This window comes from Actinomadura sp. 1N219, assembly GCF_044326405.1.
Classification (GTDB): Bacteria; Actinomycetota; Actinomycetes; order Streptosporangiales; family Streptosporangiaceae; genus Spirillospora.
On the sequence record NZ_JBIRAY010000018.1, the window covers coordinates 43,770 to 66,454 of the forward strand.

A 22,685-nucleotide genomic window follows, 5' to 3' on the forward strand; every position below is an offset into this window, starting at 1 on the left:
GCGCTACCTTTCCACCAAACATTTGTTAGAACAGAAGGTAGCAGAGCCTCCCAGAGGAGACGGAATGTCACTCACGCTCGACCTGAGCGGCAAGACCGCCGTGGTCACCGGGGGCGTCCGCGGGGTCGGCGCGGGCATCAGCCGCGCCCTCCTGGACGCGGGCGCCGACGTCGTCGCGGTCGCCCGCCGCGAGCCCGAGACGCTCCCCGAAGCAGGCGGCCGGACCGCCAGGTTCGTGTCCCTGGACGCCCGCGACCCCGACGCCGCCGAAGCCTTCGCGAACGGCCTCGACCGCGTCGACGTCCTGGTCAACAACGCGGGCGGCGCCCCGTTCCTGCCGATCGCCGACGGCCCCGTCCGCACCCACATCAAGATCATCGAGCTGAACCTGACCGCAGCGCTGATCATGGCGCGAGCCCTCCACCCGCGCATGCTCGAAAACGGCGGCGGCTCGGTCATCAACATCTCCAGCGTGAGCGGAGTGCGCCCCTCGCCCGGCACCGCCGCCTATGGCGCCGCCAAGGCCGGCCTGCACAACCTCACCCAGTCGCTAGCCGTCGAATGGGCCCCGGACATCCGGGTCAACGCGCTGACCCTCGGCATGGTCCGCACCGAGCTGGCGCACCTGCACTACGGGGACGAGGCGGGCGTCCAGGCCGTCGCGGACACCGTCCCCCTCGGCCGCCTCGCCGATCCCTACGAGGTCGGCGCGGCCTGCGTGTTCCTGGCGTCCGACCTGGCCTCCTACGTCACCGGCTCGACGATGCTGCTGCACGGCGGAGGAGAGCGCCCCGCCTTCCTGGACGCCGCCACCGTGAACAAGGAGCAGTGATGATCTGCAAGGACCGGGTCGTCGCCATCACCGGAGCCGGACGCGGCCTAGGCCGCGCGCACGCCCTCGAATTCGCGCGCCAGGGCGCCCGCGTCATCGTCAACGACCTGGGCATCGCCCGAGACGGCACAGGCGACGCCTCCTCCGGCCCGGCGCACGACGTCGTCCAGGAAATCCAATCCCTAGGCGGCGAGGCAGTCGCCCACACCGACGACATAGCCACCGACACAGGGGCCGCATCCCTGATCACCATCGCGCTCGAAACATTCGGACGCCTGGACACCCTCGTCAACAACGCCGGTTTCCTCCGCGACCGCATGCTGATCAACCTCGACGAGGACGAGTGGGACGCCGTCATGCGCGTCCACCTCAAGGGCCACTTCCTGCCGCTCAAACACGCAGGCAGACACTGGCGCACCGAAACCAAGGCAGGCCGCCCGGTGGACGCCCGCATAATCAACACATCCTCAGGCGCGGGCTTGCTCGGCAGCGTAGGCCAGGGCAATTACTCCGCCGCCAAAGCCGGAATCGTGGGCCTGACACTGGTGGCGTCCGCCGAACTAGCCCGATACGGAGTGACGGTCAACGCGATAGCCCCCGCTGCCCGCACCCGCATGACCGAAGACGTCTTCGCACAAACAATGGCGGCCCCTACCGAAGGCGAATTCGATGCGATGGCCCCCGAAAACGTCTCGCCCCTCGTCGTCTGGCTAGGCTCCGCGGAATCACGAAACATCACCGGCCGCATCTTCGAGGCCGAAGCCGGAAAGCTCTGCGTAATGGACGCCTTCCGCCACGGCCCGTCCACCGACAAGGGCGCCCGCTGGAACCCGTCCGAAATAGGCGAAGCGGTAACAGCCCTGCTAGCAAAGGCCCCCACCCCCGAGCCCGTCTACGGCGCCTAAGATCACCGCCGCCGATACGCATCGGCGCGATGCGTGATCATGGTGACGGCGATGACGACGGTCTCATCTTCGATGAGATACAGAACGCGGTACTCGCCGCGCCGGGCGCTGTACTGCGGAGCGAGGGGTTCGACGAGGGGCTTGCCGACCCGGTGCGGGTTGTCGGCGAGGGGACCGTTGATGAATTCCCAGCAGGCGGCGGCGATCTTCTCCGGCATCCGCTGAAGCGCCCGGGCGGCCGCCGGACGCAGCACGACCCGGTAGCGCGCTGGGCTCACCTCTTGGGAAGGCCCTGTCATTCGGCGACCTCTTGGCGGTGGCGCGCGATGATCGCCTTCAGCGCGGCCATGCACACCTCGTCGGGGACCCCGGCCGCGTGCATATCGGAGATCACATCGGTCTCGTCTCCGAGATCGATCCCGTCGGCGCGAGCGGCCATGATCACGCTCATCTCGTCGCCCGTGATGTGGCGTCCGGCTTCGGCGTCGTGCTCGGACTCGATCACGCCGCGCATGAGTGTCGGGTCGGACAGGACCTCGATCGTCTCCATGATCGCTTCAAAGTCGTCGTCAGCGATCATGACGACGGCGGGCCTGCCGTTGCGGGTGACATGGATGCGTTGGTGCGTCTTGACGGCCTCTTCGACCAGGCTGGAGAACTGCTGCCTGGCCTCCGCCACAGGAAGCGTGGTCATGTACAGAATTATAGCCAACCCGGCGGTGATCTGGTGCCTGGCTGGCATGTGGAGGAGGCGCGCCGGTCGTTCGCCGACCTGCGCCATGATCCGCAAGGACCGGGTGGTCTCCGCGTCGGTTCAATGAACCTGGCGCGTCAGCGGTCGTGGCCGCCTGGCGTTGTCAAGGGAGCGGGGTGGCGGTGAAGGTGTTGGACGGGTCGTAGTGGGTTTTGGCGGCTCGGAGTCTGGCGGCGTTCGGGCCGTAGGCGTGGGCTATCTGCTCGGTGTCGGCCGGGCCCAGGCCGTTGGGGTAGCCGCCGGGCAAGGCGTCTCCTGCGAGGGCCTCGGAGACGGTGTCCGCCCAGGTCTGGTGCGGCTCGGCGTCGCCGGGCGGCCACCAGCCGATGATCGTGGCCATGATGTGCTCCCGGCGGAGGCCGAAGGCCGTGCTCTCCACGGGGACCCGGGCCGCGGCGCCGTGGAACTGGCCGCAGAGCACGCGCGACAGAGGCGACGTGAAAGTGGCGGCGGCCTCGACCAGGGCGGAGACGGTGCCCGGCGTGAAGTGCGGCAGCGATCGTGTGCGGGACGCGACGTGGTGTCCGATCGTCTCGCCCTGTTCGTCGTTGGCGCGCAGCATGTCAACGCAGGTCGTGGGCCCCACCTTGGCGAACGCCGGGCTGCCGAGGCGCTGCAGCCGGTCGATGTGCGCCCCTCCCGATGCCGGGTCACCGCTCCATGCCGGGATCAGCGCCACGCCGGGCGCGCCGCCGGGGTCGGTCAGCATCGCGACCGCCATGGTCAGTTCGTCCGGCGCGGTGGAGAGGATCTCGTTCAGCCGGTCGAGGACGGTGGCGGCCTGCGGCAGCGGGTAGAAGATCATGCCCGCGAGGATCGGGTCGACGCGGTACAGGCGATGGCGCATGGACGTCACGACGCCGAAATTGCCGCCGCCGCCACGGATGGCCCAGAAGAGTTCGGCCTCGTGGGTGGCGTCCGCGGTCACCGCTCGTCCGTCCGCCAGGACGACGTCGGCAGCCAGGAGGTTGTCCAGCGCCAGGCCGAAGCGGCCGTTCAGGAGGCCGTACCCGCCGCCGAGCGTCAGGCCGGCCACACCGACGCCGCCTACCGTGCCGGTCACGGCGCTCAGGCCGTGCGGCGATGCCGCTCCGACGAGGTCGGTCGCCGTGGCGCCCCCGGCGACCGTGGCGACCCCGGCTCGTGCGTCCACCTCGACCCGGCGCATTCCGGCCAGGTCGATGACCAGCGCACCGTCGCGGACGCCGCGTCCGAGCCAGTCGTGTCCTCCGCCGCGGACGGACAGTGGCAGGTCATGGTCGCGGGCGGCGCGCACGGCGTCCTGAACGTCCGCCGTCCCGCGGGCGTGGACGACCAGGGCTGGACGGTTGGTCACAGCGCCGTTCCAGGTCCGGCGGGTCCTCTCGTAGAGCGGACCGGACGTGGCCACAGCGTCCGGGCCCAAGCGGCCGCTCAGTTCCCGGGCCGCGGCCGAAATGCCGGCATTCACGTCGCCATCCGTAGTCGCTCCATGACGCTCAGTTTAATATGGCCGTCTGTTCGTGCAGGTCACAGCCCCTCCGTGACCGTCGCACCGCACTCGCCCATTCGGGCTGTGTCGGCGCAGCCTGGCTGACAGACTTTTCGATCATGGCGAACAGCGGACTGTGGGTTGGCGTCCTCACCGCGCTGACCGCACTCGGAGCCAGTTACATCACCTCGCGAGCGACCTTGCGCGCAGCGCTGACCCAGGCCCGGACGACCACACGCGCGGAGGCCCTTCGCCAGCAGCACGAGAGGCGCCGGTCGTCCTATCGGGAAATGATGAGCTGCGTACACGCATTCAACGCGGTCACGTGGCAGATCGATGAGGTCGACGCGACGCACGACCGTGAGAGCAAGGACCGGCTCCTGTCGCAGATGTACGAGCGCATCGGCCCGGCCATCGCGGACATGAACAGAGCAATCCATGAAGTCCGGCTGGACGGTCCTGCCGAGGTCTCCGATGCGGCGGATCACACGCGGAATTTGGCGCGGCAGGTGCAGTCGCTCCTCAAGGCGCTCATCGGTGATGACAGCCCGGACGGGCGGGACGCGTACGACGCCGCCTACCGAGATTTCCGGGAGTCCTACGTCACGTTCATCGCTCTGGCGCGAGAAGCCCTCGAGGTGAAGGACGAGGACGCCTAGCCCCGGCGGTGGTATCCGCAGAAATACCGCCGCCCAGCGTGACTGCGAGGTTACTTTCAGCTTTCTTCTGGCAGCGGGAGCTTGGAGACGTCGCTACGTTCTGTGTTCATGCCCGTACCCGAGAATCCACACGAATCCGCGGCTGCGAAGTTCTCCTATCGGCTCCGAAAGCTGCGCGTCGACCGCGGCATGTCCGCGAAGGATGTCGCCGCGGCCTGCTACGTCTCCCGCGAGACCATCTCCGCCATCGAGACCCGGCAGTTGCCGCCGCGACTTGCCACGGCCCAGTTCCTTGACGAGCTGTTCGACCTCACCGAGCTGGCCTACTTCGAGGACGCCTACCACGATATCGTCCGCGAGGCCACATGGTCGCCGTTCCGGCTCTACAAGGCGCAGGAGGCATTGGCCCGCTCCATCCGCTCCTATGACCCGCTGCACATCTACGGGGTGTTCCAGACCGTGGCATACGCTCGCGAACTCCTCAGCTCCTACGAGCCGCCTCACAAGGTGGACGAGTACGTGGCCATGCGAATGAGCCGCCAGGAGATCCTCGCCCGTGACCACCCGCCGCAGATCGTCGCGGTCATCCGCGAGTCGGTACTTCGTGAGACGGTCGGCGGATCGCAGGTCATGCAGGAGCAGCTCGCCCGGCTGCTTGAGATCTCCGAGCTGCCGTGCGTGGGGATTCACGTGGTCCCCACGGGCGGGCGGGTTTTCCCGCTGGGAATGTTCAGGCTGCTCACCTACGACGTGGACGCGGACCTTGGCTACGTGGAAACCGCCATTGGCGGGCACGTGGTCGAACCGCCTGAACAGGTGAACTTGCTCTCGATGTGGTTCGATCGCATTCTTGGAGATGCCCTTCCCGCCGATGCGAGCGGGGAGCTCATCCGGACCATCATGGAGAGCATGTGAACAGGACCCTCCAGTGGCGCAAGTCCACCTACAGCGGCAGTGTCGGTGAAAGCGATTGTGTCGAGCTGGCCGACCTTGCTCCGGCTGTCGGCGTGCGTGACTCCAAGGATCCGGGCGGGCCGAGGTTGGTCTTGGGACGGGCGCAGTTCGCGGAGTTCATCAGCCAGATCAAGGCGGGTCAGCGGGGGCGGTAGTCCTGTAGGTAGCGGCTGACCTTGTCTGTGTACGGCTTGAATCTGGTGGGGACGCCGCCCTCCTTGACGACCGTCTTGGACGAGCTGCGGTAGGTCGCGGCGAGGTTCAGGGCCGGGTCGCCCGGGACGTTCTTCAAGTCCTTGCCCCAGTAGCAGAGGAAGCGGCCCATCGCCGGGATCGACATTTCCGGGGTGATCTGCTCGGGCCTCGGCTCGGGGTTGTTGAGGCCGCCCGGCTGCCAGGCCACCAGAACGCTGGGCGTCCAGCGTGCGATGCCGTATTCGTCCTTGGCCGGGTCGGACAGGGTCGGGTTGAAGCCGCTCTCCGTCTTGAGCATCGCCGCGATCAGGGCCGGGCTCAGGCCGGGCATCTCGCACCACGTGCCCGCCTTGACGATCAGGTCGCGGTACCGCGCGGGGACGTCGGACTCGGCGCGCAGCCACCGGCCGTCCTTTCCGTCCGATGCGGAGCCGTCGTCCCCGCCTCCGGCGAGGGCCCAGAACGCTCCGGCGGCCGCGATGGCGGATATGGCCGCTCCGGCACCGGCGATCAGCGTGGTGCGCCGCCGGGGGCGGCGGCGGGCGGGCTTGGCGGGTGGGGGCTCGGGGAGCGGGTCGGTGTCGATCTCGCTGGTGGCCTCGCCGAGCGCGTTTCCGAACTCTGTTGCCGACGTCCAGCGTTGTTCCCGGTCGGGTTCGAGTGCGCGCAGCACGGTCACGTCCACGCCGGGTGGGATGCCGGGGCGGAGTTCGCTGGGCGGACGGGCCGGGCTCGCGGGCGGCTCGCCGGTCAGCAGGTGGTAGGTGAGGGCGCCGAGGCCGTACACGTCCGAGCGGCGGTCCGGGGCGCCGTCGATCTGGGCCTGCTCGGGGGCCATGTAGCCGGGCGACCCGGCGGGGAGCGTGAGGCTCGACAGGCGGTCCTCGGTGCGGGCGATGCCCAGGTCGGAGATCATGAGCCGTTCGCCGCCGCCGGACGACGACCGCAGCAGCACGTTGGACGGCTTGAGGTCGCGGTGCACCACGCCCAGGTCGTGCAGCTCCTGGACGCCCCGGATGATCTCCCGGGCGGTGCGCAGGGCCTCGTTCAGCGGGAGCGGGCCGTCCGCGAGCCGTTCGGAGAGGGTGCCGCGGTCGGCGTAGGTCATCACGAAGTAGGGGCGGCCGTCGGGCAGCTCGCCGATGTCGAAGACCTGGACGACCCGGTGCGAGTCGGCGCGCCGCAGCAGCCGGGCCTCCTGGACGAACCGCTCCCGCACGTCGGTGCGCAGCGTCCAGTGCTCCGCCAGGATCTTGATCGCGACGGGGGAGTCGAGCTCCGGGTCGTGCCCCAGCCAGACGGAGGCGAACCCGCCCGATCCGAGGAGGCGGTCGATCCGGTAGCGGCCGGCGGCTGTCGGGTAGTCCACGCCTCCCAATGATGAACGATCGGCGTCGGCGCGTGCAGTGTCTTGCCGTGAACGGCCGAACGCGTCGCGTATGCGGTAGGGCCGGAATGTCGTCTTGGACGGGGACGTTCTAAAAGGTTGCCCGGAAAACGGATCGCTTTCTGTGGGGCGCTCCGGCTACGGTTCGTAGGTTTGCGAGGGCGCGGGGCCCGCCGGGCGGACAGGGCCTGACCCCTATCTTTGTCGATGGATATGAGGACGAGTGTGAGATCGCCGCTCGCCGACGTGCTTGCGCGGCTGCCGCGGCTGATGCTGCGCGACCAGCACCGGCTGCGCCGCCGGATCGACGGCGTCCAGAAGATGCGGGACGCCGGGCGCCGCGCGAAGGCCGCCGAGGAGATCACCGCCGATGTCGACGCCGCGGAGCGGCGGGTCGAGCGGCGGCGGCTCGCCGTGCCCGCGATCACCTATCCGGCGCAGCTCCCGGTCGCGCAGAAGAAGGACGACATCCTCGCCGCGGTCCGCGACCACCAGGTCGTGATCGTCGCGGGGGAGACGGGGTCGGGGAAGACCACGCAGATCCCGAAGATCTGCCTTGAGCTGGGCCGGGGCGTGCTCGGCTCGATCGGGCACACCCAGCCGCGGCGGCTCGCGGCCCGGACGGTCGCCGACCGCATCGCCGAGGAGCTCGGCACCGAACTCGGCGAGGCCGTCGGGTACAAGGTGCGTTTCACCGACCGGTCGAGTGACGGCACGCTCGTCAAGCTGATGACGGACGGCATCCTGCTCGCCGAGATCCAGACCGACCGGCTGCTCCGCCAGTACGACACGCTGATCATCGACGAGGCGCACGAGCGCAGCCTGAACATCGACTTCCTGCTCGGCTACGTCAAGGAGATCCTGCCGCGCCGCCCCGACCTCAAGGTGATCATCACGTCGGCGACGATCGACCCCGAGCGGTTCTCCGAGCATTTCGACGACGCGCCGATCGTGGAGGTGTCGGGGCGGACGTATCCGGTCGAGGTGCGGTACCGGCCCGTCGTCGACCCCGACGATCCGGCCGCCGACCCTGATCGCGACCAGATCCAGGCGATTCTGGACGCCGTGGACGAGCTGGGCCGTGAGGCGCCCGGGGACGTCCTGGTGTTCCTCAGCGGTGAACGGGAGATCCGCGATACGGCCGACGCTCTGACCAAGCACTTCACACGGCGGCGGGAGGCAACGGACGTCCTGCCGCTGTACGCGCGGCTTTCTTCCGCCGAGCAGCATCGCGTGTTCCAGGCGCATCGGGGACGTCGAATCGTGCTGGCGACGAACGTCGCGGAGACGTCGCTGACCGTCCCAGGGATCAAATACGTCGTCGACCCGGGCACCGCGCGTATTTCTCGGTACAGCCACCGGCTAAAGGTGCAGCGGTTGCCGATCGAGCCCGTGTCGCAGGCTTCGGCGAACCAGCGCAAGGGACGTTGCGGCCGTGTGTCGGAGGGCGTGTGCGTCCGGTTGTATTCCGAGGACGATTTCGAGTCGCGTCCCGAATTCACCGACCCGGAGATCCTGCGGACGAATCTCGCGTCCGTCATTCTGCAGATGACGTCGCTGGGGCTCGGCGACATCGCGGCGTTCCCGTTCGTGGAGCCGCCGGACCGGCGCAACGTCAAGGCCGGGGTCGATCTGCTGCACGAGCTGGGTGCCATCGACCCGTCCCAGAACGACCCGCGCAAGCGGCTCACCCCGCTCGGCCGCCGCCTCGCCCAGCTTCCCGTCGACCCGCGGCTCGGGCGGATGATCCTGGAGGCCGACAAGAACGGCTGCGTCCGCGAGGTGCTGATCATCACGGCGGCGCTGTCGATCCAGGACCCGCGCGAGCGGCCCGCCGAGCAGCAGCAGGCCGCCGACGACAAGCACCGCCGGTTCGCCGACCCCACGTCCGACTTCCTGGCCTACGTGAATCTGTGGAATTACCTGCGCGAGCAGCAGAAGGAGTTGTCGGGGAGCGCGTTCCGGCGGATGTGCAAGAGCGAGTTCCTGCATTTCCTGCGCGTCCGGGAATGGCAGGACCTGCACGGGCAGCTCAAGCAGGTCGCCAAGTCGCTCGGCGTGACGCTCAACACCGCTGACGCCGCGCCTGACCGCGTCCACATGTCGTTGCTCGCGGGCCTGCTGTCGCACATCGGCCTCGCGGACGCGGAGAAGAAGGACAGGCAGCGCCGCGGCCAGGAGTATCTCGGGGCGCGTGGCGCGAAGTTCGCCGTGTTTCCGGGATCGTCGCTTTTCAAGAAGCCGCCGCGCTGGGTGATGTCGGCGGAGCTGGTCGAGACGTCCCGGCTGTGGGGGCGCGTCAACGCCAAAATCGAACCCGACTGGATCGAGCCGCTCGCCGAGCACCTCGTCAAGCGCAACTACAGCGAGCCGCACTGGTCGAAGAAACAGGCCGCCGTCATGGCGCACGAGAAGGTCACCCTCTTCGGGGTGCCGATCGTCGCCGACCGCCGCGTCAACTACGGCCGCGTCGACCCGGAACTGTCCCGCGAGCTGTTCATCCGGCACGCCCTCGTCGAAGGCGACTGGGAAACCCACCACCGGTTCTTCCACGACAACCGCGCTTTGCTGGACGAGGTCGAGGAACTGGAGCACCGCGCCCGCCGCCGCGACATCCTCGTGGACGACGAGACCCTCTTCGACTTCTACGACGAGCGGATCCCCGAGGACGTCGTGTCCGGACGGCACTTCGACTCCTGGTGGAAAAAGGCCGCCCGCGCCGAACCCGACCTGCTCGGGTTCGAGAAGTCGATGCTCATCAACGAGACGGCTGGCGGCGTCAGCGAGTCCGATTACCCGGACGCGTGGAAACAGGGCGCGCTGCGTCTCCGCCTCACCTACCAGTTCGAGCCGGGCACGGACGCGGACGGCGTGACCGTCCACGTTCCGGTGCAGATCCTCAACCAGGTCCGGCCGGACGGCTTCGAATGGCAGGTGCCGGGCCTGCGCACGGAATTGGTGACCGAGCTGATCCGGTCGCTGCCCAAGCAATTGCGGGTCAATTTCGTCCCGGCGCCCGACTACGCCCGCAAGGTCCTCGACCGCGTCGCGCCCCGCACCGAGCCGCTCCTTGACGCCCTCGAACGCGAGCTGACCGACATGACGGGCGTCCAGGTCGCGCGCGAGGCGTGGGACCCGTCCCGGCTGCCCGCACACCTGCGCATCACGTTCCGCGTCGTCGACGACAAGGGCGGCGCCGGGGGCCGCACGCTCGGCGAGGGCACCGACCTGGACGAGCTGAAACGCCGCCTCGCGGGCAAGGTGCGCGGGACGCTGTCCAAGGCGGCGTCCACCGTCGAGCGCTCCGGCCTCCGCGAATGGACGATCGGCGAACTGCCCCGCACCTACGAGCGCAACCAGGCCGGATACGACGTCAAGGCGTATCCGGCGCTCACCGACGACGGCGACAGCGTCTCCGTCCGCATGTACGAGACGGAGGCCGAGCAGGCCCGCGCGATGTGGCTCGGCACGCGACAGCTGATCCTGCTGAACGCCCCGTCGCCGGTGAAGCTCGTCCAGGGCCGCCTCACCAACCAGGGGAAGCTCGCGCTCAGCCACAACCCGCACGGCTCCGTCGCCGCGCTGTTCGACGACTGCGTCACCGCCGCCGCCGACCGGCTCATCGCCGAAGCGGGCGGCCCCGCCTGGGACGAGGACGGCTTCCGCGCCCTGTACGACGGCGTCCGCGCCGATCTGCACGACGCGACCGCCCAGATCGTCGCGCTCGTCGAGCGCGTCCTGGCCGAGGCCCACGAAGTCGACCGGCGGGTGCGCGGCACCACGAGCCTGACGCTCGTCCCGGCGCTGACCGACGTCCGCGGACGGCTCGCGGCGCTCATCCACCCCGGTTTCGTCACCGCCACCGGATGGGCGCGGCTGCCCGACCTGCCCCGCTACCTGCGCGCCTTGCAGGTCAGGCTCGACAAGCTCCCCGAGAACCCCGGGCGCGACCGCCTGCTCGCGAACCAGGTCGACGTCCTGACGCAGGAGTACGAGCAGGCCCTGCGCCGCCTGCACTCGTCCCGCCGCGACGACGAGCCCGCACGCCAGATCCGCTGGATGCTGGAGGAATTCCGCGTCAGCCTTTTCGCCCAGCAGCTCGGCACGCGCTTCCCCGTCTCCGACAAGCGCATCCGCAAGGCGATGGCCGCGCTCTAACTGCCTGGCCGCCGCCTCGCCCTCTAGTCGTCGTAGGCGAACAGCTCCAGGTGCGTGCAGTTCCCGCAGCGGAAGGCGTGGATCTGCTGCCTGTGCCTGCCGAAAAGCTTCGCGGCGCCGAACACACCCCGCTCCAGCGGACCGGCCACCCAGCGGGCGAACCCGCGGGCCCCCTGGCCGGAGTCCTCCACGAACCCCTCCTGCATGTTCGTGCTCCCGCACAGCGTGCACTTCAGCTCCGTCACGCCGCGCATCCTAGGCGAGGCGACCTGGGCGAACCATGATCAAACGTCGGGTATGACTGGACGCATGGGGTTGCGAGAGTTCTATCCGCCCGCGGAGCCGTACGACTCCGGGCTGCTCGACGTCGGCGACGGGAACCGGATCTACTGGGAGACCTGCGGGAACCCGGACGGCAAGCCCGCGGTGTTCCTGCACGGCGGGCCCGGCGGCGGGATCCTGCCCGACCACCGGCGGTTCTTCGACCCGTCCGCCTACCGGGTCGTGCTGTTCGACCAGCGGGGCTGCGGACGGAGCCTCCCGCACGCCGGCGACCCCGCCGTGTCGCTGGAGCGCAACAAGACACCGCATCTGGTGGACGACATCGAACGGCTGCGCGAGCACCTGTCCGTCGACCGCTGGCTCGTGTTCGGCGGAAGCTGGGGGAGCACCCTCGCCCTCGCCTACGCGCAGACTCACCCGGAGCGCGTATCGGAGATGGTGCTGCGCGGCGTGTATCTCGTCCGTCCGGCCGATGAGGCGTGGGCGTTCACGCCGACGGGCGCGGCGCACCTCTTCCCGGCCGAGTGGGCGGCGTTCCGGGACGCGATCCCGCCCGCCGAGCAGCACGATCTGCTCGCCGCCTACGGCCGCCGCATCGGCGACCCGGACCCGTCCGTCCACCTCCCGGCGGCGAAGGCGTGGATCGGCTGGGAGCTCACCGCGAACACGCTCCTGCCCGTCCCGCCGCCCGCGCTGGACGACGCCGACGTGATGGCGTTCGCCCGCATCACGCACCACTACATCGCGAGCGGCGGCTTCCTCCCGGACGGCGGACTCCTCGCCGGAGTGGACCGCGTCCGGCACGTCCCGGCCGTGATCGTGAACGGCCGCTACGACATGAAGACCCCGCCCGACCAGGCGTGGGACCTGCACCGGGCCTGGCCCGAGGCGGACTTCCACATCGTGGAGGACGCGGGCCACGGCGGGTCCGAGCCCGGCGTCCGGGACCTTCTGATCGAGGCCACCGACCGCTTCGCCGGACGCTGAGCCCCGCCCGCATCACCGGATCCCTTACGCGGCGGGCGTTTCCGAGATCCCCTCTTCCGCCGTGACCATTGGTGTCGTGTCCGACACGACATGTGCATGCCCACATGTCCCTCCCAAGTCACTGCAGCAACCCGGATCAGTGCGTATGGTTCATTCCATGCCTAACAGCGAAGAGCGCGACAATAGCGGCCCCGAGGGGACGGCCGCGGCTCCCCAGGGCGCGGTCTCCGAAGGCGCGGGGGACGGCGGTGCCGGATCCCCCGGCGCCGGTTCGACGCATGGCCCCGGCGCAGGCGGCCCGAGCCCCGGCGGCGCCGGATCGAGCCCCGGCAGTGCCGGATTCAACGACACCGGCCCCGCCGACGAGGGCGACGTCAGGGTCGCCGGCACCGGCTCCGGCGGATCCACGGAGACGGCCGTCGCCCGGATGGGCGACCCGGTCACCGTGTGGCCGTGCGCCAATTGCGGACGTCCCGTCGCGCAGCCCATGGGGGCCGTCCGCGCGGTCCGCTACTGCCAGGACAACGAGGGCGCCTGCGCCCGCGAGGCCCGCGACCGCCGCGACCGCGGCCGGGACGCGCCGGGCCTGACCGGGCAGGTCGCCGCGGCATGGGAGATGGTCGAGCGGCTGGAGAAGGCCGCCGACGTGCTCGCCGACTCGCTGACGTCCGAGCTGAGCGTCGCCGGGGTGGAGCGGCGCGTCGCCGAGGTGCGGGCCGAGGCCGCCCGCGAGCTCGCCATCGCGCAGAGCGAGCGCGACGCGTCCCAGCGCAAGGCCGAGGAGGCGTGGCACGAGGCGTCGTCCGCCCGGCAGCGCGCCGAGTCCGCGGAGCAGGACGCCGCCCGCTTCCGCGAGGAGGCCAAGGTCGCGACCGCCAAGCGCGACGCCGCGCAGCAGGCGTGGGAGGAGGCGCACCAGGTCGCGCAGCAGTCGACGACCGCGAAGCTGGCCGCCGAGAGCGAGCGCGACCGCGTCGCCGCCCGCGAGACCGAGCTGCTCGCCGCGCTGGAGAGCACCCGCGCCGAGCTCGTCGGACTGCACTCCAAGCTCGCCGAGGCGGAGGGCGCCGTCGAGGCGCAGCGCGTCGAGGCCGCCGTCGCCAAGCAGGGCGCCGAGGACCTGCGCAACGCCATGCGCGACACCGAGGCGCAGCGGCAGCGCGCCATGCAGACCGCCAGCAAGGCCGAGGCCGAGCGCACCGCCGCGATGCGGGCGCAGTCCGAGGCGGAGGCGGAGACCGTCCGCGCGATCGCCCGCGCCGACGACGCCGTCAAGGACCGCGACGCCGCGCAGGCCCACGCCCAGGCCGTGACGGCCGAGCGCGAGGACCTCACCGCCAAGATCAACGATCAGGCCGTCCAGCTGCGGCAGCTGTCGCAGTCGGTCGCCGAGCAGCAGGCCGCGCTCACCGCCCTCGCCGAGGAGCGCGACGCCGCCCGCGCCGAGGCCGACCGCGCTCGCCGCCAGATCGACCAGTTCACCCACAACACGCTGTCGTCCAACGTCCCGCCTGGCGGCCGGATGCTCGGCGGCGGCACGCCGGCGCCGCCCGCGGGCCACGCCGGACCGCCGCCGCCCGCCGGCATGCCGCCCGGCCCGCCCCCGATCGGCGGCCCGGCCCCGGCCGGACCGCCCCCGCAGCAGCCGCAGCATGCCGCCCCGGCGCCGCTCGGCGCGCCCGTTCCGGACGGCCCGCACGGACCCGGCATCGGGAACCGCCCGCCGCACGGCGCCAACCCGCCCGGCCCGCCGAACCGCGGCCGGCCGGTGAACGGCGCCGACCGGGAGGACCCGCTCTTCACCGGCCCCTGACGCACCGGCGGCAGCGACCTTTCAGACGGCACGGGCCCGGCGCCGCCGCCGGGCTCAGCCGTACCTCGTCACCACATAGAGCGTCAGCACCACCACGATGGTGATGATCGCCACGTGGCCGCGCTCCCGTGCCACCGCCTGCCGCAGGCCGCTGACCCGCCTGCGGCCGTTCCGCAGGTCCGTCACGGCGCGGCGGGCGCGTTCCCAGTGGACGCCCGTGTAGATGGCCAGGGCGGCGACCCCGACCAAGAGCAAAGCGTCTCCGCTCATCAGGACCCGCCTCCGTTGTCGCGGCAGTCCAGATTGAACACCCGGGGCGGGCCGGCTGGCCATGTCCGGCGACACATTTCAAGATTTCAGGCGGAACCGCACATGGTTCACGGCCGACGGATCATCGGCCGCGAAGGCCGTTCACTGCCCGAACCGCTCGGGGTCGATCTCGATCCAGATCTGCTCGGCGCGGCCCAGCAGCCGCCCGTCCGCCCCGTACAGCGCCGTCGCCGCGTGCAGCTTGCGGCCCTCGCTGCTGCGCGCGAACCCCACCACGACGCACCGCTCGCCGGCGTCCGGGACGTCCATGACCTGCCCGGTCATCGTGCCGAGCACGGCCGGACGGCCCCCGACGGCGAACGACCATCCGCCGGGGCAGTCCAGCGCCGCCCACACCAGCTCCCGCTCGGGCACCCGCTCCGGCACCCAGGGCGTCGCGACCGTGCCGTCGGCCACGGGGCCCGGTTCGAGCCCGAGCCCGACCTCCGGCTCCTGGTCCGGCCCGCAGACGAAGCAGCGCGGGAACGGATGGTGCTCCGCCGCCCGGTACTTCTCCGCCCCGCCGAGCGCCTCCTCGAACGGGACGGGCGCGATGGGCGGCACCACGATCGCCCCGGCGAGCGCCTCGGCGACGAGGACGTCCCCGTCCCAGAGCCGCATGCTGTGCCCGCGCTCGTTCTCCTTCGTGACGGTCAGCTCGGTGTCGAGCGGCGGCGGCCGCCGCAGCGTCACCGTCACCGTGTCGACCGGCACCCGCCCGGCGAGCCGCCCCGCCACGTACCCGCCGTTCCCCGACTCGTCCGGCCCGCGAAAACGTCCATCGATGATCATCTGTCGGTTCCCCCGTGTTCGCCACCACACCCCAAAACGGCATCGATCATAATCCGGACCACCGACACCGTTCATCCCGACCCGCGCCCACGCAGGTCACCCACCCGGACGGGACGGTTCGTCGCCCGTGACGGGGGTTCCAGGGGGTCGTCCCCCTGGGCTTACACAGCTCGGGACGGTTGGGGGCGGCCTGGGCGGGTGGTGAAGAAGACGGAGAGGGAGCCCTGGAGGCGGGCGCGGACGGTCTCCTCGTCGACGGGGCCGTCCGCGGGGACGGGGGTGCGGTCGAGGGCGCGGTCGATGAGGACGTCGATGTTGCGGTCGGCGACGAGGACGGAGCACGTGTCGCACCCGTACCACGGGTAGAGCATGTTCAGGACGGCGACGGCGGTGTCGTCGTCCGACAGGTGCGTGGTGTCGAGCTCGACCTCGAACATGTCGGTGTCCTCGGGGTCGAGCGTGGGGTAGTAGAGCCAGCTCGGCCCGGGCGCGCCGCAGAAGTCGCAGGCCTGGTCGTGCTGGGCGGGTTCGCCGACGGCCAGCTCCAGCTCGTGGTCCCAGGGCTCCACGCGCCGGTTGTGGCGGTAGCCGACCCCGTCGAGCGACCCTTCGCGGTTGTGGGTGACGTCGTGCACCTCGCCGCCGCAACGGGCGCACATGAAGCCGATGTCCTCCTCCATGTCCCTCCCCCTGATCGCTGAGGCACCCCGGAACTCACAGTATCCGTCCGGGCGGTCGGCTCGTACCCGTCGGCGCGATCTTCGACACGAAGAAGATCTTCGTCCCGCGACGGCCGGGCCCGCGCGGCTAGTCTCCCGGAATGCGGTGCCGGGCCAGGTGCGCGAGGACGGACTGGTTGGCCTCCCAGCCGTCCGGGAACTTCACCGGCACGCCGAGGTGCACCGGCTCGGCGGAAGGGTGCGCGTCCAGCAGCTCGGGGATCCCCGCCCGCGCCACGACCACGCAGGCGTGCCGGTGCCGTGACGTCAGGACGCACAGCCGCCCCGACTCCAGGTGGAACGCGGTGGCGTCGCGGCGTCCCGACAGCGGGTGCAGGACGACCGTCGCGTCGTATTCGCGGCCCTGGAGCCGGTTCGCGGTGTCGACGGTGATGCCGTCGCCGTGCGGGCCGAGCGCGGCGCGGATCGCGGTGACCTGGTCGCGGTGGGCCGCGCCGACCGCGATGCGCGCGGCGTCCACCGGCCTCGATCCCAGCTCGGAGTGCGCGACGGGGCCGCGCTGCAGCAGCCGGACGGCCAGCGCCGCCGTCGCGCGGACGGCCTCCGCGTCGGTGCGGAGCGTGTGCCGCGCGGGCAGCTCGTAGAGCGACCAGCCGGTGGCGGCGGCCTCTTCGAGCGCCCGGTCATAGGTGGTGCCCATGCCGCGCGCCCCGAACTCCAGCCGCCGGTCGCCGGGGCCCGTCCCGGCGCGGAAGCCGGTGAAGGGGTAGAACGCGTCCGACACGACGGGCGCGGCCGACGCGGGCAGCCGCCACGACACCGGCAGCCGGTGGACGGGCAGGTCCGGGTTGTGCGCCAGCAGGACGGACACGGCGCTGCGCATCGGGTCCCAGGTCAGGCCCGCCCAGCGTTCGACCTCGACCGTGGAGAACGGGTCGAGCTGGCCCGGGTCGCCGACGAACAGGGCGCGCTCGAAGCGTCCGGCGATGCGCAGCAGCATGTCGGAGCGCATCTGATACGCCTCGTCCACGATCGCCCACGGCCAGGACCCCTCGGACAGCGTCGCCCATTTCGCGGCGGTGGCGATCACGACGGTGTGCTCGGCGAGGTCTCCGGCCTTCTGCGCGACCCGAACCGCCGGATGCGCCAGGACCCGCTCGGACGGCACGTACCCCGACGCCGAGAGGCGGCCCAGCGTGATGCCGGGGTGCTTGCCGGCGATCCGCTCGATGAGGTCGTCGACCTGCTCGTTCGTCTGCGCGACGATCATCAGCCGCTCGCCGGCCTCGGCCAGGTGCGCGGCGGCGCGGACCACGAGCGTCGACTTGCCCGCGCCGGGCGGGGAGTCGACCACCACGCCGCGATGTCCGCCACCCAGGTCGGCGAGGACGTCGCCGACGACCTGCGCCGCGGCCTCCGACGGGTTCAGCTCGTCCGCCGGCGCTGGTGCCGGAGCCGGTGCGAGGTGGCGGGTTGCGTGTTCGGTCACGACCAGTCCTCTTTGGCGTCCTCGTTGGTCGGCACGTACTCCTCGGGCGGTCCGCCGTGCGTCCACGGCGTGTCCTCGCGGTCGGGGAACTTCGCCGCGCCGAACGAGCCGTCCGTGAGGGAGGTGAAGCACACCCGGTCGCCGACCTGGGGGACGGCGCCCGGCTCGGGCGTGAGCTTGCGCCCCATCCCGCCCGTCAGTTCCAGCAGGATCGCGCCGTCGTCAATCTCCATGATCTTTCCCTTGAGGGCAGGACGTGCCGCGTTGCACACGGTCGTCCCGGCGTCGAGGCGCACCGGGTCCTGCGTGCTGACGCGCAGGTGCGGGCGGAGCTTGGGGCGCTTGCCCGTCTCGTCCAGGCGGGTCGGGTCGCATTCGGCGACGACGCCGCCGAACGCCTGGCCCGACAGCCGGTGCTCGGCCATGACCAGCGGATCGTCGAAGGCGCGCTGCGCGTCGTAGGCGTCCTGGGCGCGTTCGAGGTCGTGCAGCCGCCGCGCCGCCCGGACGGGAGGATCGCGGCGCGCCTGCGGATACGCCTCGCCGAACGTCTGGTGGTAGTAGGTGAAGGCGTCCCGGTCGCGCTCCCAGCGCTGTGGCACGCTCGCGCCTTCCGGCAGGGCGCGCAGGAGTTCGACGGCGCGCCACATCAGGTCCCAGGTCGGGGTGAGCTGGCCGGCCAGGGCCGTGCGCAGGCGTTCTTCGGCGGCGGAGCCGGGGCCCGCTCGGTCGTAGGCGGCGACCGCAGGGGCGAGGACCTCGTTGTCGAACGTGGGGTCGGTCGCGGGGCCCGCCGGGGGGCTGACCACCGGGTCTTCAGCGCGGGCCGCGGCGGACGGGCCGTCCAGGCCGTCCGGCGGGTCGATCCAGCCCATCAGGGCGGCGAGGTTGCCGTCCTCCAGAGAGCTCTGGCCCGTCGCCCAGTGCAGCCTCAGCATTTCCGTCATGGCGCCTAGCAGCGACGACCCGGGATGGTCGTGCCGGTCGGCGAACCACGTCAGCCATCGTCCGAGCACCGGGACCGCTGGGTCTACCGCGTACGGGCCCTCAGTGCTGCGAAACCGCGTCGAGCGTCCCATCAGCCGCAGGAACGCGACGCCGCCCCGGTTCGGGACGAGGAACTGCGGCGCGTTCCCGTACCGGATACGTTCCTCGCCGTCCTTGGCAGGCGGCAGCTCCTCCACCGCGCCGTGGCTCGTCTCGACGTGGTTCAGGACGAGCCTGGCGAAGCCGGCGGCGAACGCGAACCGCAGATCGCGGTTGCGCGGCTGCGGCACGACCAGCAGCGACGGGTCGTCCGGCCTGCTTCCGGCCATGACCGCCAGCGGCGCGGCGGCTTCCCCGGCGAGCTTCAGCGGGACGAGCACCAGCGGCGCGTCCGACACATGGCAGTGCCGCACCGTCGCGAGCGGCCGCGCGACCCCGGCGGCCGTCGCCTCCAGCCGGGCGAGCGAGGTCAGCGCGCTCATCGTCGGATCACGCGACCCCGTGCAGAGCGACGTGCGCGCCTTCGCGCACCGCACCGTGCGCGCCTTCGTGCGGTGCGCCGTGCGCGCCTTCGTGCAGGGCCTCGGCGCGCAGCCGGGCCGCCGCGCGGAGCTGCCCGGCCGTCTCCGCCAGGTCGTCGGACGGCGTCAGCGACCCGTCCGCCAGCCCGAGCGCCGTCCCGATCGTGTCGACCCCGCCGAGGTCGTCGCGGACGGACCGGCCGAGCGCCCCCGTCTCGCCGCACGCCCGCGCCTCGTCCCGGCAGAACAGCGCCATCTCGCAGCCCGCCATGCATTCGGGCGCGTACCGCGCGTCCACCGCCCGGACGGACGCGGCGAGCGCCTCCCCGGGCTCGAACGTCAGGTCGGCGGGCAGCTTCGCCAGGATCTCGTCGACGCGGGTGAGGCGCGCGAGCTGCCGTTCCAGGACGGCGAGCTGCGGCCGCACGTCCAGCGGCGTCGCGGTCGGACGGTTGGAGAAGTTCTCCGGGCAGACGAGGAACACGTCGTGCGAGACGTGTCCCGGATCGTGTCCCAGCTCGGTCACGAGGCGGCGCAGCGCCAGCACGTACACGGCCGACTGGCGCGCCGCCGCGGCGACCTGCTCCGCCTCGGCCTGCCCGTCCACGACGGCGAACGACTTGATCTCGATGACGTGCAGCCGGCCCGCGAGCTGGAACGCGATGACGTCCGGCTCCAGGTATGCGGGACGCCCGGCGATCTCCAGCCGCAGCAGCGGATGGTCGAACAGCGTGCCCTCGCCGGTCTCCAGCGCACGGGCGAGGAGCCGGCGGGTGCGCGAATGCCGCAGCTCGCGGCCCTCGTTCCCGGCGACCACCTCCAGGTCGTCGTAGGCGACCTCCGGGACGTCGAGGCCGAGCCGGTCGCGCAGCAGCGTGAGCAGCTCCGCGCAGCCGTCCGCCTTCACCTGCGCCTCGAACACGTTCCCGCGCGTGATCGCGAACTGCGACTGCCCGAACGGCGCGGGAAAGCCCAGCTCCCGCGCGACGGCGTCCTTGTCGACGCCGGCCGCGTCCATCACGCCGCGGCGGGCGCAGCCGGGGTTGGACGTCAGCGCGGCGATCGTGCGGGCGTCGTGGTTGCGCGGGGGCGTCCCGCCGCGCAGCCGGTCCAGGTCAGGCGCGGTATCGGTCATCGGTCCGTCTCTCCACTTATTGCGGGGCTGGCGGCGGAGCTTGGGCGTCGGCCGGGGCTCCGTCCGGAACCCCGCACGGCCCGGAGCCGGCTGCCGAAGAGCCGTTCCGCGTCGTCGAGCCGGTCCCGGGCGCGGCGCGCGGCGGACTCGCGCCGCCGCCGGTCGGGCTCCCGGTGCACGTCCAGCTCGGCCCGGGCGGCCTCGGCGAGCACGGCCGGATCGGCTGTACCGACCGTACCGGTCGCGGCACCGGGAATGTTGGACGCGAAACGCCACAGGAGCCTCTGCACTTCGGGGGACGGCGTCGTCCCGCGTCCGGCGGAGCGCTCGGCGTGCTCGGCGAGCCGGGCGGCGGCGGTCAGGAAGTCGGTGCGCGGGCTCAGCGGGCCGACGATCCGCTGCTCCAACGGCCACGTGCTCACAGTGAGCAGCCCGCGGGCGGGCGCGAGCAGGTCGGCGGTCAGCGCGGCGCACAGATAGTAGGGCCGCGCGTAGGGGGCGGTGCGGAACGAGCGCTCCTCGTCGCGCCGCAGGCTCGTCAACCGGGTGGACGAGATCTCGCCAGGGAAGAACACCGAGTACACCGCCCCGATCAGCTTCGGCGCGGCGGGCGCGCCGAGAAGGGTCAGCGCTTGGTGGACCTGCTCGCGGACTGGCAGGAGCCCACGCTCCGCGTCGCCGCGTCCGTCGGCTCCGGGGTCGTCGGTGGCGTCGCCGAGGACGGCGTCGTCCCAAGCCCGCTCCGCCTTCCGCAGCTCGGCGCGCAGCTCGCGGGCCTTCCGCCGGTCGCCCGCCGCCACGGCCCGCCGGACGGCGGCGCGCAGCTCGGTGATGCGCGCTTCCAGCTCGTCGGGGGTCGGAACGCCGGGGGGCCTGGACATGCGGCCGACAGTACAGCCGCCGCCCGACACTTCCAGCCTTTTCCAGCTTTCGTCCGCGGTCGCGGCGGTCGCGGCGGTCGTCGCGGTCGCCGTGGTCGCCGTGGTCGCCGTGGTCGCCGTGGTCAGGAGCGGGGGTCGCGGCGGAGGGGATGGGCGTCCGAGACCTCCACGATGACGATCTTGACGCCGTCGGGGTCCTCGATCCACATCTCGACCAGGCCCCACGGCTCCTCGCGCGGCTCCCGCGTGACGCGCGCCCCGGCCGCCGCGAGCCGCTCGTGCTCCGCCCGGACGTCCCGCACCTGGAGCCAGATCATGGGGGACGAGCCCGTCCCGCCCGCGCCGTGGCCCGACACCTCCAGGAACCCGGGACCGAGGAAGAACACGACGCCGGGCGAGTCGGCCGGGCCGAACTCGCGGTACACGGCGAGCCCGAGCACGTCACGGTAGAAGCGCTGGGCGCGGGCCGGATCGGCCGGTCGCAGCAGGATGCGGCTGCTCAGAACGTCCATGCCCCTCATCCTCGGCCCCTGCCGGCCGCCCGTCCGGCACCGCCACGCGCTCCGGCGGCTTCTGGTGCTCGGATCAGGCCGGGAAGCTCGCGCGGTACGTGGCGGCCATGTCCTCGTCGCCGTGCCCCTGCTCGATGACGCGCCGGAACCGCGCCCCGGACGCGTCGTTCACGTCCACCCGGATCCCGGCGGACTCGGCGGCCTCGTGGATCAGCCGGGTGTTCTTCTCCGCGTTCCGGACGGCGAAGCTCGGCTCGAAGTCGTCCGCGAGCATCGCCTTCATCTTCACCTGCAGATAGCCGCAGTCGAGCGGGCCGCCCGCGAGGACCTCGCCGAACAGGGACGGGTCGAGCCCGAGGCCCTCGGTCAGCGCGACCGACTCGGCGATGACGGACGTCAGCGAGATCGCGTAGCTCACGGCGGCGAGCTTGAGCCGGGTGCCCGCGCCGCTCGCGCCGTCCTCGTCCAGCCAGTGCGTCCTGGACCCGAGCGCGCCGAAGAGGGGGTCGAGGACGGTCCGCGCCGCCTCCGGCCCGGCCGCGAGGACGACCAGCTTCCCCTGTTCGGCGGGCTGCTTCGTCCCCTGGACGGGCGCGTCGGCGAACGTGAGCCCGTGCTCGGCGGCGAACCCCGCGAGGCGCGGCACGTTCGCGACGCCGACCGTGCCCATCTGCGCCCAGACCTGCCCGGCCCGGAGCTCCGGCACCGCCTGCGCCATCACCGACATCGCCGTCTCGCCATCGTCGAGCATCGTGATGATGACGTCGGCGCCGGAGACGGCCTCGGCGGGGGAGTCGGTCACGGTTGCGCCGTCGGCTGCCAGGGGTTCGGCGCGCGACCGGGTGCGGTTCCACGCCGCCACCCGATGGCCGTCCTTGAGCAGGTTCCGGGCCATCGCCGCGCCCATGATCCCGGTGCCGAGCATCGCGACTGCGGTCATCGTGCACTCCTTTTAGACTGTTTCGTTCCAGAATTTCTCTCA

General features: G+C 71.6%; 22 protein-coding genes. 8 read left to right on the plus strand and 14 right to left on the minus strand.

Annotated elements, in window-relative coordinates; genetic code table 11:
- The first annotated feature begins 64 nt into the window (after positions 1–64).
- Positions 65–832, plus strand: a complete 768-nt coding sequence (locus ACH35V_RS36995; RefSeq protein ID WP_395979533.1) for an SDR family oxidoreductase — start codon at positions 65–67, stop codon at positions 830–832.
- Positions 832–1,737, plus strand: coding sequence for an SDR family oxidoreductase (locus tag ACH35V_RS37000; RefSeq protein ID WP_395979534.1), 906 nt, complete (start codon positions 832–834; stop codon positions 1,735–1,737). The genes ACH35V_RS36995 and ACH35V_RS37000 overlap by 1 nt, the downstream gene beginning before the upstream one ends.
- Positions 1,738–1,739: 2 nt before the next feature.
- Here ACH35V_RS37000 and ACH35V_RS37005 read toward each other — a convergent pair whose 3' ends face one another.
- The 3 genes from ACH35V_RS37005 to ACH35V_RS37015 form a co-directional block, all read right to left on the minus strand.
- Entirely contained in the window at positions 1,740–2,036 is a 297-nt protein-coding gene (locus ACH35V_RS37005; RefSeq protein ID WP_395979535.1) for a type II toxin-antitoxin system RelE/ParE family toxin, read from the minus strand.
- A complete protein-coding gene (locus ACH35V_RS37010; protein WP_395979536.1) occupies positions 2,033–2,431 on the minus strand; it encodes a type II toxin-antitoxin system Phd/YefM family antitoxin in 399 nt (132 codons plus the stop codon). The genes ACH35V_RS37005 and ACH35V_RS37010 overlap by 4 nt, the downstream gene beginning before the upstream one ends.
- 163 nt (positions 2,432–2,594) lie before the next feature.
- Positions 2,595–3,827, minus strand: coding sequence for an FAD-binding oxidoreductase (locus ACH35V_RS37015; protein ID WP_395979537.1), 1,233 nt, complete (start codon positions 3,825–3,827; stop codon positions 2,595–2,597).
- Between the two features lie 254 nt (positions 3,828–4,081).
- Here ACH35V_RS37015 and ACH35V_RS37020 point away from each other — a divergent pair, with 254 nt between their 5' ends.
- From ACH35V_RS37020 to ACH35V_RS37030, 3 genes are all read left to right on the plus strand, one after another.
- On the plus strand, positions 4,082–4,621 hold the full coding sequence (locus tag ACH35V_RS37020) for a hypothetical protein (RefSeq protein WP_395979538.1): 540 nt from the start codon (positions 4,082–4,084) through the stop codon (positions 4,619–4,621).
- Between the two features lie 108 nt (positions 4,622–4,729).
- Positions 4,730–5,536 carry a Scr1 family TA system antitoxin-like transcriptional regulator gene (locus ACH35V_RS37025; RefSeq protein WP_395979539.1) on the plus strand — a complete coding sequence of 269 codons (807 nt, stop codon included), beginning with the start codon at positions 4,730–4,732 and terminating at the stop codon, positions 5,534–5,536.
- The gene (locus tag ACH35V_RS37030; protein WP_395979540.1) at positions 5,533–5,730 is read left to right on the plus strand and encodes a DUF397 domain-containing protein; all 198 of its coding nucleotides are present in this window, start codon (positions 5,533–5,535) and stop codon (positions 5,728–5,730) included. Before ACH35V_RS37025 ends, ACH35V_RS37030 begins: the two co-directional genes overlap by 4 nt.
- Here the strand turns inward: ACH35V_RS37030 and ACH35V_RS37035 are convergent.
- A complete protein-coding gene (locus ACH35V_RS37035) occupies positions 5,715–7,139 on the minus strand; it encodes a protein kinase (protein ID WP_395979541.1) in 1,425 nt (474 codons plus the stop codon). The two genes, ACH35V_RS37030 and ACH35V_RS37035, sit on opposite strands and share 16 nt — an antisense overlap.
- Before the next feature lie 231 nt (positions 7,140–7,370).
- Between ACH35V_RS37035 and hrpA the strand changes: the two genes are divergently transcribed.
- Positions 7,371–11,315: an ATP-dependent RNA helicase HrpA gene (hrpA, locus tag ACH35V_RS37040; RefSeq protein WP_395979542.1), complete on the plus strand. Its 3,945-nt coding sequence runs from the start codon at positions 7,371–7,373 to the stop codon at positions 11,313–11,315.
- Between the two features lie 23 nt (positions 11,316–11,338).
- On the opposite strand, the gene ACH35V_RS37045 is transcribed toward hrpA, so the two are convergent.
- Positions 11,339–11,560 carry a hypothetical protein gene (locus ACH35V_RS37045; RefSeq protein WP_395979543.1) on the minus strand — a complete coding sequence of 74 codons (222 nt, stop codon included), beginning with the start codon at positions 11,558–11,560 and terminating at the stop codon, positions 11,339–11,341.
- A gap of 64 nt (positions 11,561–11,624) precedes the next feature.
- On the opposite strand from ACH35V_RS37045, the gene pip reads away from it, so the two are divergent.
- Positions 11,625–12,584 (plus strand): prolyl aminopeptidase, encoded by a 960-nt coding sequence (pip, locus tag ACH35V_RS37050; RefSeq protein WP_395979544.1) that lies wholly within the window; start codon positions 11,625–11,627, stop codon positions 12,582–12,584.
- Positions 12,585–12,741: 157 nt separating this feature from the next.
- A complete protein-coding gene (locus ACH35V_RS37055; protein ID WP_395979545.1) occupies positions 12,742–14,397 on the plus strand; it encodes a chromosome segregation ATPase in 1,656 nt (551 codons plus the stop codon).
- A gap of 54 nt (positions 14,398–14,451) precedes the next feature.
- On the opposite strand, the gene ACH35V_RS37060 is transcribed toward ACH35V_RS37055, so the two are convergent.
- The 9 genes from ACH35V_RS37060 to ACH35V_RS37100 all read right to left on the minus strand — a co-directional run bounded on the left by ACH35V_RS37060 (position 14,452) and on the right by ACH35V_RS37100 (position 22,643).
- A complete protein-coding gene (locus tag ACH35V_RS37060; RefSeq protein WP_395979546.1) occupies positions 14,452–14,667 on the minus strand; it encodes a hypothetical protein in 216 nt (71 codons plus the stop codon).
- 141 nt (positions 14,668–14,808) lie between these two features.
- Entirely contained in the window at positions 14,809–15,498 is a 690-nt protein-coding gene (locus tag ACH35V_RS37065) for a hypothetical protein (RefSeq protein WP_395979547.1), read from the minus strand.
- Positions 15,499–15,659: 161 nt separating this feature from the next.
- Entirely contained in the window at positions 15,660–16,178 is a 519-nt protein-coding gene (locus ACH35V_RS37070) for a hypothetical protein (RefSeq protein WP_395979548.1), read from the minus strand.
- Between the two features lie 127 nt (positions 16,179–16,305).
- Positions 16,306–17,667, minus strand: coding sequence for an AAA family ATPase (locus ACH35V_RS37075; protein ID WP_395979549.1), 1,362 nt, complete (start codon positions 17,665–17,667; stop codon positions 16,306–16,308).
- Positions 17,664–19,136, minus strand: coding sequence for a hypothetical protein (locus ACH35V_RS37080; RefSeq protein ID WP_395979550.1), 1,473 nt, complete (start codon positions 19,134–19,136; stop codon positions 17,664–17,666). Before ACH35V_RS37080 ends, ACH35V_RS37075 begins: the two co-directional genes overlap by 4 nt.
- A 7-nt stretch (positions 19,137–19,143) precedes the next feature.
- Positions 19,144–20,310: a hypothetical protein gene (locus ACH35V_RS37085; RefSeq protein WP_395979551.1), complete on the minus strand. Its 1,167-nt coding sequence runs from the start codon at positions 20,308–20,310 to the stop codon at positions 19,144–19,146.
- Positions 20,307–21,191 (minus strand): hypothetical protein, encoded by an 885-nt coding sequence (locus ACH35V_RS37090; protein ID WP_395979552.1) that lies wholly within the window; start codon positions 21,189–21,191, stop codon positions 20,307–20,309. Before ACH35V_RS37090 ends, ACH35V_RS37085 begins: the two co-directional genes overlap by 4 nt.
- A 122-nt stretch (positions 21,192–21,313) precedes the next feature.
- The gene (locus tag ACH35V_RS37095) at positions 21,314–21,703 is read right to left on the minus strand and encodes a VOC family protein (RefSeq protein ID WP_395979553.1); all 390 of its coding nucleotides are present in this window, start codon (positions 21,701–21,703) and stop codon (positions 21,314–21,316) included.
- 73 nt (positions 21,704–21,776) lie between these two features.
- Positions 21,777–22,643, minus strand: coding sequence for an NAD(P)-dependent oxidoreductase (locus ACH35V_RS37100; RefSeq protein WP_395979554.1), 867 nt, complete (start codon positions 22,641–22,643; stop codon positions 21,777–21,779).
- Positions 22,644–22,685 lie beyond the last annotated feature (42 nt).